This window comes from Actinophytocola sp. (genome assembly GCF_045807065.1).
GTDB lineage: Bacteria > Actinomycetota > Actinomycetes > Mycobacteriales > Pseudonocardiaceae > Actinophytocola.
On record NZ_JBJMIE010000006.1, the window covers coordinates 1 to 4,509 of the forward strand.

At 71.9% G+C, this 4,509-nt stretch carries 4 protein-coding genes and 1 pseudogene; all 5 read left to right on the top strand.

Annotation, left to right across the window (positions count from 1 at the left end; translation table 11 throughout):
- Positions 1 to 270 (top strand): annotated as a pseudogene (locus ACJ73U_RS00205) (cytochrome ubiquinol oxidase subunit I); the annotation flags it as partial.
- 10 nt (positions 271 to 280) lie between these two features.
- Positions 281 to 1,510, top strand: coding sequence for a phosphoserine phosphatase SerB (serB, locus tag ACJ73U_RS00210; protein ID WP_407775410.1), 1,230 nt, complete (start codon positions 281 to 283; stop codon positions 1,508 to 1,510).
- A gap of 37 nt (positions 1,511 to 1,547) precedes the next feature.
- The gene (locus tag ACJ73U_RS00215) at positions 1,548 to 2,324 is read left to right on the top strand and encodes a peptidyl-tRNA hydrolase (protein ID WP_407775411.1); all 777 of its coding nucleotides are present in this window, start codon (positions 1,548 to 1,550) and stop codon (positions 2,322 to 2,324) included.
- A 119-nt stretch (positions 2,325 to 2,443) separates the two neighbouring features.
- On the top strand, positions 2,444 to 2,917 hold the full coding sequence (locus ACJ73U_RS00220) for an HAAS signaling domain-containing protein (RefSeq protein WP_407775412.1): 474 nt from the start codon (positions 2,444 to 2,446) through the stop codon (positions 2,915 to 2,917).
- A gap of 26 nt (positions 2,918 to 2,943) precedes the next feature.
- Complete coding sequence (locus ACJ73U_RS00225; protein ID WP_407775413.1) at positions 2,944 to 4,221, top strand: hypothetical protein; 1,278 nt, start codon at positions 2,944 to 2,946, stop codon at positions 4,219 to 4,221.
- Positions 4,222 to 4,509: the final 288 nt, after the last annotated feature.

Here is a 4,509-nt window from a genome sequence, read left to right on the forward strand (position 1 = left end):
GAGACGACGACGGCGGACGACCCGTGGGGTTACGGCAACTCGCTCGAATGGGCGACGACGACCCCGCCGCCGCGGCACAACTTCCTGGAGATGCCGCGCATCCGGTCCGAGCGGCCGGCGTTCGACCTGCACTACCCGCACGCGATCGACGAAGCACACCGCGACAAGTACGTCGGACCGTTCAGCGGCAAGCACAAGGAAACCGTTCCGCCGGCGCCTTCGGAGAAGCTGTCCGAGGCCATGGGCGGGGACGACGTCAACAAGGGCTGACTGACTGACCATGTCACCTCAACCGACCCCAACGCCGGTCCTCATCACCGTCACGGGGCCGGACAAGCCGGGTGTCTCGTCGGTGCTGTTCGCGGTGCTGACGAGGCACGGCGTCGACATCCTCGACGTCGAGCAGGTGACCATCCGCGGACAGCTGGTCCTCGGGGTCCTGGTCGGCACCGACCACGACCCGGAGGGCCTGCAGGAAGCGGTCGAGCAGGCCATGGCGACGGTGACCATGCAGGTCAACGTCGAGGTCGGCGCCGATCCACTGACCCCGGCCCGGCTCGGCTCCAGCCACGTGCTGGTGGTCCTCGGCCGGCCGATGCCGGCGCGGGCGTTCGCCGAGGTCGCCCGGCGGCTGGCCGCGCTGGACGTCAACATCGACGTGATCCGCCGGGTCGCCGACTACCCGGTCACCGGGCTGGAGCTGCGGGTCTCCGTCGCGCAGGACACCCCGGAGGCGGACGCCGAGCTGCGGTCCGCGCTGGCCGACGTGTCCGCGCGGGTAGGTCTGGACGTGGCGGTCGAGCGTGAGGGGCTGACGCGCCGGGCCAAGCGGCTGGTCGTGTTCGACGTCGACTCGACGCTCATCCAGGGCGAGGTCATCGAGATGCTGGCGGCCCACGCCGGCTGCGAGGACGAGGTCAGCGAGATCACCGAGGCCGCCATGCGCGGCGAGATCGACTTCACCCAGTCGCTGGAGCGGCGGGTGGCGTGCCTGGCCGGGCTGCCCGAGTCGGTACTGGGCGAGGTCGCGGACGCCCTGACGCTGACACCCGGCGCACGCACGACCATCCGCACCCTCAAGCGCATCGGCTTCCGCTGCGGCGTGGTGTCCGGCGGCTTCACCCCGATCATCGAGCGGCTGGCCGACGACCTGGGTCTGGACTTCCACGTGGCCAACGACCTGGAGATCGAGGACGGCAAGCTGACCGGCCGGGTGGTCGGCGACATCGTCGACCGCGCCGGCAAGGCGGCGGCGCTGCGCCGGTTCGCCGCCCAGTTCGACGTGCCGCTGTCCCAGTGCGTGGCGATCGGCGACGGCGCCAACGACATCGACATGCTGAGCACGGCCGGTCTCGGCGTCGCGTTCAACGCGAAGCCGGCGCTGCGCGAGGTGGCCGACACGGCCCTGTCGCACCCGTACCTCGACGTGGTGTTGTTCGTGCTCGGCGTGACCCGCGCCGAGGTGGAGGCCGCGGACGCCGCGGACGGCCTGTCGCTGCCGCGGTCCTGAGCGGAGCTTCGAACATGCGGAGCTCGCGGAGCGAACCATGAGCACCACCGGGTCCGTCCTCGACCCGCTGGCCGCTCGCTACGTCCAGTGGCTGGGCCTGCCCGCCGCCGCCACGCACGACACCGCGGACGAGGACCCCGCGCTCGTGCGGGCGATGCCGGTGATCCTGCGGATCGAGCGCGCGGACCCGCCGGCCCGCACCCCGCTGCTGGAGGCCGCGGCCGCCGCGGCGGTGGCCGTGTGCCTGGACCCCCGCGCGGAGCCGGACGGCGAGTGGCACGAGCCGGTGCGCGCGTGGGTCGACGGCCGGATCAGGAAGGTGTCCCGCCGGGCGCGGGGCGCGCACTGGGAGGCGGTCCAGTCGCTGCCGGGCGTCACGGTGACGGTCGACGGCGCGTCGGCGCGGGCGCTGGTCCCGGGCCTGGTCGTCGAGGCGCCCAAGGAAGTGACGCGCCTGCAGATCTCGGGCAGCGAACTGCCCCTGGACGAGCCGGGCCCGCCACCGCCCGGCGTGCCGGTCCTGTGGCTGAACCCCAGGGTGACGATGACCGCCGGCAAGCTCGCGGCCCAGGTCGGCCACGCGTCGATGCTGCTGGCGGCGGCCCTGCGCGCGGACGGCCACGAGGACTTCCTCACGAGCTGGGAGGACTTCCGCTGCGCGGTCCGCACGCCGAAGCTACGCGCGTGGGCGTCCCTGCACCCGGGCGACGACCCGCTGAACGCATGGCGCCGCCGCCGCGTGGTGGCGGTCCGCGACGCGGGCTTCACCGAAGTCGACCCCGGCACGGTGACCGTGCTGGCCCAGCTGCCGTAACGACGTCCCGGCTCGTCCTGATCCGCTGACCGGCCAGGGCAAGGAGGCGCTCGCCGCTTCCGGTCGGAGTGGGTCGCCTTCCGCACGGCCGTGGACCGCATCGTCGGAACGGAGCAGACATGAACCAGCGGCAAGCCGACAGGCTGGACCGGCTCGTCGAGGACTACCTCGGCGCCGTCTCCTGGGCCTGCGGCGACCTGCCCCCACAGCGCCGCGACGAGCTGGTCGAGGACGTGCGCGAGCACGTCGCCGCCGCGCGGGCCGTGCTGTACCAGCCGACGGAGGCCGCCGTGCGCACCATCCTGGACCGGCTCGGCGACCCGACCGCGATCGCGGAGGAGGCCGCCTGGCCGAAGGGCTCGGCTGGCTGCCCGCGGGAGCCCCCGGCCGGTCCCCGGCGGGAGAGCCGGGTCGGTTCCCTGCCGAAGGGCGCGGCCGGCTGCCCGCGGAAGGGCGCGCATCGGCCACCGCGCCCGTGCGGTCGTCGCCGAACACCCTCGCCATGCTGCTGTGGTTCGTCCTCGCCATCAGCGCGATGCTGGTTCTCGCCACCTGGATCCTGGCGGGCCGCTGAGCCGAGTCGTGACAAGTAGTGGCCGACTGAATACCCTGGCATTCCATGACGAGCACCGAGCCCTGGCCACTAGCCGATCTGCCGCTCGTCGGGGGCGCCGACTTCCCCATCGGCATCTTCTGGCCACCGCACCCGTTCGAGATCAACCTGGCGCGCTACCAGGAGATCGCCGCCTCCGGGGTGACGTTCCTCATCACCGGCAACTACATGTTCGACCAGTACATCAACCGCCGGGCGCTCGACCTCGCCAACCAGGTCGGGCTGAAGGTGTTGGTCAACTCGCCGGAGCCGCGGCTCTCGGCCATCTCCGGCACCCTGTCGGTGACCGACGACCCGAACGCGCCGCTGCGCATCAGCACGGCTGACGCCCGCCGCCTGCTGCAGCAGATGCTCGACGAGTACCGCCCGTTCCCCTCGTTCGCCGGCTTCGACGTGTTCGACGAGCCGCCGCCGTCGAAGTTCCCGACCGTGGGGGCGGTGACGCAGCTGGTCCGCGAGCTGGCGCCGGCGCACCTGCCGTACTCGAACCTGGTGCCCGGCAACGGCGCCGGCTACGCGTCGTTCGTCCAGCAGTTCATCGACACCGTGCACCCGCCGGTGCTGTCGTTCGACCGCTACCCGATCCTCTCCGGTGGCCTGGACCTCAACTACTTCGACAACTGGGCGATCATCCGCCGCGCCGGCCTCGCCGCCGGGATCCCCACCTGGGTGTACCTGCAGTCGGTCAAGTTCAGCGGCCGCGTGGTGCCCAACGAGGCGCAGCTGCGCTGGCAGATCAACATCAGCCTGGCCTACGGCGCGAAGGGCGTCCTGTACTTCACCTGGTGGACCCCGGAGGTGGCGAGGGGCGAGGGCTTCGAGTCGGCGATCATCAACCTGGACGGCCAGCGCACGCCGCTCTACGACGTGGTGACGCGGGTCAACAAGGAGTGGCTGGTCCCCATCGGCCGGGAGCTGAAGCCGCTGGTGTCGGTGTCGACCACCCACGCGAACGACAACCCGCTGCCGGCGGGCGTCGAGGCGTTCCGCCCGGACGGCTACGTCAGCCGCGTGGAGGGCGGCGCCGTGGTCGTCGGCCAGTTCCGCAACCCGACCGACGACGGCAACCGCTGGGTGCTGGTGGCCAACCGCTCCGACCGCACCGACACGACCGTGCACCTGACGTTCGGCTCAGGGGCCAACCGCAGGGAACGGTTCCACACGACATCCGCCTCCTACGCGACGACGACGACCAGCACCGCGTCCGTACAGCTCGCGGCCGGCGGCGCCGCCCTGTTCCGCCTCGGCCCGTCCGCACAACCCCGCACCCCGCGGGCCCGCTAGCCGGGTGTTCCGCACCTGGGCCGCTGACCTGCGGCGATGATCGGGACGCTGCTCCGGCTCACGCTCGTGATCAGCCAAAACTCGATCATGTGCGGAAAACGGTCTGGCAGCGGCGGGCGTGGGTCATCCCTCGCGTTGCCAGATCACGAAAAGTCCGTCTTCGACCGTGGTCATCGCTTCGACGAAGGCGTCGTTGTCGAAGTTGGGGAGGGTTTGCAGGCGGGACATGAGGTCGTCGGCGGAGGGGTCGCTCGCCGGGACGGCGCATCCGCCGCCGCCCTCGGAGAC

What these genes read in the sequence shown, in the direction of transcription:
- ACJ73U_RS00225 (WP_407775413.1), top strand. Translation starts at nt 2,944, where the DNA reads ATGACGAGCACCGAGCCCTGGCCACTAGCCGATCTGCCGCTCGTCGGG.
- ACJ73U_RS00220 (WP_407775412.1), top strand. Translation starts at nt 2,444, where the DNA reads ATGAACCAGCGGCAAGCCGACAGGCTGGACCGGCTCGTCGAGGACTAC.
- serB (WP_407775410.1), top strand. Translation starts at nt 281, where the DNA reads ATGTCACCTCAACCGACCCCAACGCCGGTCCTCATCACCGTCACGGGG.
- ACJ73U_RS00215 (WP_407775411.1), top strand. Translation starts at nt 1,548, where the DNA reads ATGAGCACCACCGGGTCCGTCCTCGACCCGCTGGCCGCTCGCTACGTC.